Source organism: uncultured Corynebacterium sp. (assembly GCF_902782855.1).
In the GTDB taxonomy this organism is placed as follows: Bacteria; Actinomycetota; Actinomycetes; order Mycobacteriales; family Mycobacteriaceae; genus Corynebacterium.
In genome coordinates, this window is the sequence record NZ_CACZOO010000248.1 from 1 (window position 1) to 3,564 (window position 3,564).

4 protein-coding genes are annotated in these 3,564 nt (G+C 68.4%); 3 read left to right on the forward strand and 1 reads right to left on the reverse strand.

Features of this window, described 5'->3' with window-relative positions; genetic code table 11:
* From QZV72_RS10130 to QZV72_RS10140, 3 genes are all read left to right on the forward strand, one after another.
* The coding region (locus QZV72_RS10130) for an NIL domain-containing protein (RefSeq protein ID WP_297008114.1) at positions 1-594 on the forward strand (594 nt) is incomplete at its 5' end.
* Positions 591-1,292 (forward strand): methionine ABC transporter permease, encoded by a 702-nt coding sequence (locus QZV72_RS10135; protein WP_297008116.1) that lies wholly within the window; start codon positions 591-593, stop codon positions 1,290-1,292. The genes QZV72_RS10130 and QZV72_RS10135, both read left to right, overlap by 4 nt.
* A gap of 144 nt (positions 1,293-1,436) precedes the next feature.
* Positions 1,437-2,102, forward strand: coding sequence for a hypothetical protein (locus QZV72_RS10140; RefSeq protein ID WP_297008118.1), 666 nt, complete (start codon positions 1,437-1,439; stop codon positions 2,100-2,102).
* 41 nt (positions 2,103-2,143) lie between these two features.
* Here the strand turns inward: QZV72_RS10140 and QZV72_RS10145 are convergent, their stop codons facing one another.
* Positions 2,144-3,493 carry a sucrase ferredoxin gene (locus QZV72_RS10145; protein WP_297008121.1) on the reverse strand — a complete coding sequence of 450 codons (1,350 nt, stop codon included), beginning with the start codon at positions 3,491-3,493 and terminating at the stop codon, positions 2,144-2,146.
* Positions 3,494-3,564: the final 71 nt, after the last annotated feature.

The window sequence follows — 3,564 nt, forward strand, 5'->3', positions numbered from 1 at the left end:
AAGCAGCGCGTCGGCATCGCCCGTGCACTGGCCACCAACCCCCGGCTCCTGCTCGCCGATGAGGCCACCTCGGCGCTGGATCCCGAGACCACCCACGACGTCCTTAACCTGCTCCGTGAGATCAACCGGGAACTCGGCATCACCATCGTGGTGATCACCCATGAGATGGAGGTCGTGCGCACCATCGCCGACCAGGTCGTGGTCATGCAGAACGGCCGGGTGGTGGAGCAGGGCAGCGTCTACAAGGTCTTCTCCGACCCGCAGACGGACACGGCGGCGAACTTCGTCGCCACCTCCCTGCGCAACACCCCGGACCTCATCGAGGCATCGGACCTCAACACCGGTGTGGGACGCCTCTTCACGGTCACCATGAAGGAGGGCGCGGGCTTCTTCCACGCCGTCTCCGAGGTCGAGCGCGCGGGGGTCAGTGTGAACATCGTCCACGGTGGTGTCACCACGCTGCAGTCCCACTCCTTCGGCCGCCTCACCGTGCGGATGACCGCCCCGGAGAGCACCGGTGACGCCGGGAAACGCGCAGTGGAGAACTTCTACCGGAACCTGTCCGACACGACTGAGATCGAGGAGATCCGATGAGCGGCACAGAAACTCCCGACACCTTCGTTCTCGCCAAGGACACCGACTGGGACTACCTGTCCCCCATCTTCCAGGACGCCATCGGCCAGACGCTGTACATGGCCCTGTGGGGCCTGGTCGGCGGCGGACTCGCCGGCCTGGTCATCGGCATCCTGCTGTACACCACCCGCGGCGGCGGTGTGCTGGCCAACCGGCCGGTGTTCTGGATCCTCAACCTGCTGGTCAACATCGTCCGGCCGGTGCCGTTCATCATCCTGCTCACCGCCCTCGGACCGGTGACGAAAGCCGTGGTCGGAACGATCCTCGGCCTGAACGCGGCGACCTTCGCGATCATCATCGCCGCCGCCTTCGGCGCCGCCCGCATCGTCGAGCAGAACCTGGTCAGCATCGATCCGGGTGTGATCGAGGCGGCACGGGCGATGGGCGCGTCCCCGCTGCGGATCATCTTCACGGTGATCATCCCCGAGGCCCTCGGCCCGCTGATCCTCGGCGCGACGTTCATGTTCATCGCCATCGTCGACATGTCCGCGATGGCCGGCTACGTCGGTGCCGGCGGCCTGGGTGACTTCGCCATCCAGTACGGCTACCGTGCCTTCGACAACAACGTCACCTACGTGACGCTGGTCGTGATCATCGTCATCGTCCAGATCGCGCAGCTCTTCGGCAACTGGCTGGCGCGCAGGATCATGCGCCGGTAGTTCCGGGTCCCCAATCCGACATCTGCCAGGGATCAGGTTGCTTTCACTCCACGAAAGCGACCTGGGCCCTGGCAGATCTCTGTTCCAGGTACCGCCCACCCGCAGGGGTGTCTGACCTCCAGCGGCGAACGTACCCTGGATGTCATGAGCATCTACCGACCGACCGGAATCTCCGGGGCGCTCCTGTCCCTCGTCGTCGTCGGCGGCCTTGTCGCCTGTTCCGGGGACGACGGGACAGATGAGGACGCCACCACCACGCCCACCGGCACAGTGACGCAGACGGTCACGGACACGGTGACCGGCACTCCTGAACCCGGCACCCCGGGGACAGAGGCCCCGGACACGGCCCCGGACACGGACCCGGGCACGGAGGCCTCCGCTCCTCCCCCACCACCGGGCCCGCCGGAGGACACGGTACCCGGGCCCGGGACCCAGCTCGACATCACCGGGATCCGCGCCGGATCCCACGACGGCTACGACCGCATCGTCGTCGACCTGAACGGCACCGGCACGCCGGGGTCTGCCCTGCGGCTCACCGAAAACCCCACCGCCGACGGCTCCGGTTTCCCCGTGGAGTACACCGGCGCGCAGGCCCTGACCGTCGCCGTCCACGGCATCACCTACAACGGTGTGGAACCGTCGGTCTCCGGCATCCCCGCGGGGTCCGTCGCCTCGGTGAAGGCCATGGGTGCCTTCGAGGGGACGCAGCTCATCGTCATCGGTCTGACCGACGGCGACATCACACTCGACGACATCTCCGCCACCACCCTCACCGACCCGACCCGCCTGGTCATCGACATCAGGCGGTGACATCAGGCGGTGACGTCAGCGCGCGTTGTCAGCGCGCGTTGTCAGGCGGTGACGGGTGCGCCCTCCGCGGTCAGTTCAGTCACCTCGGTCGCGACCCAGGACCGCCCCTCCTTCGGCCGGTCACCGCAGGAGGACATCACCGGGTAGCAGCGCTGCGACTCCAGGGTCACCCGCCAGGAGCGGGCGTCCTCCCCGGTCGACCGGGGACCCCGGGTCACCAGCAGCGGGGCGTCCTTCCTGCTCTTCGCCGGACGACGCTCCCCTGCCGCACCGACAGCACCGGTCTTCGCATAGGCGCTGTACTTCCCGTATTTGCTGTACTTGCCGTAGATGCCGTGGGCGATCGCAGCCTCCTTCACCGCCCGCTCGTAGTCGTAGACGGGTTGGAAGTGCCCCTGTCGCTTGAGCTCCTTGAGTTCCCCGTAACGTCCGGTGATCTTCATCTCGATGCGCTGGGCCATCAGCTCGCCGGCCCGGCGGCGCAGCTCCTCGGGCACCATCGCGGCGACGGCGGCATAGGTCTCGGCGGGGTCGGGGGCGTCTGCGGTGAGTGCCGGAGACTCGGCAGGTTCAGTCGGGGCCACCGACGCGACCGGGGCGTCCGCCAGGTACGGCGCCACCTGCAGCTCGCCGGGTGCTGCGGGATCCCCCGCCTCAGCCAGCACTGCGGCGACGGCGAGCTCGGCAACCTGGGCGCGGGGGTCCAGGGTCCCGCGGCCACGGTTGCCCGCGACCGGAAGTCGCCCCGCGAGCACATCGTCGAGCATGGCCGAAGCGCCGTCCAGGTCGAGGGTGCCGAAGGAGTAGTTCCACGGCAACAGGATCATCGACGGGGCGAAGCGGTGGCCCTTGGTGTGGGAGGACTCCCACACGATCTCCGGGTGCTTCCGGTGCAGCCCACCGGCCAGTGGACGCCCCTTCACCGCACAGCACCGGTCACGCTTGCCGTGGGTGCACACCAGCAGCAGCGGATGGTCGACCCGCACCGCACCGGGCACCGAGCCGGGCGCGGACAGGTCGACCGTCAGCAGGTCCTCCGGGCCGGTCAGTTCCATGCGCTCCAGCGTCGGGGGCTCGGCGGTGGCGTCGGCGATGAACAGGACGATGCTGCCGCTCTCCTGCTGCCCGGGCCGCCCCGGACGCCGGATGAACTGCAGTTGGGCGCGGTAGGCCTTGAGGTACCGCTTGATCCGCCCGGTGAGTTCCCTGCCGAGTGCCTCACCGTCGAGGATGTCCCTGCCCCAGTTTCGGGAGTGTTCCAGGGCGAGGATCAGGCCACCTGCCTTGGCGGTCCCCGGCAACGGCTCCTCGGTCACGTCGGAGCACAGGGGACCCACCCCGGCCGTGACGCCTGACGGACTACCTGACCGGGGGTTTCGCATGGTGGACATACCTGTGGATTCTAGTAGCTCCCCTCGATGATCCAGGAACTGTCCCGGCACAGCAGCAGGTGTGCCCCGGG

Coding starts and splice junctions, on each gene's coding strand:
- QZV72_RS10140 (WP_297008118.1), top strand. CDS start 1,437: ATGAGCATCTACCGACCGACCGGAATCTCCGGGGCGCTCCTGTCCCTC.
- QZV72_RS10145 (WP_297008121.1), bottom strand. CDS start 3,493: ATGTCCACCATGCGAAACCCCCGGTCAGGTAGTCCGTCAGGCGTCACG.
- QZV72_RS10135 (WP_297008116.1), top strand. CDS start 591: ATGAGCGGCACAGAAACTCCCGACACCTTCGTTCTCGCCAAGGACACC.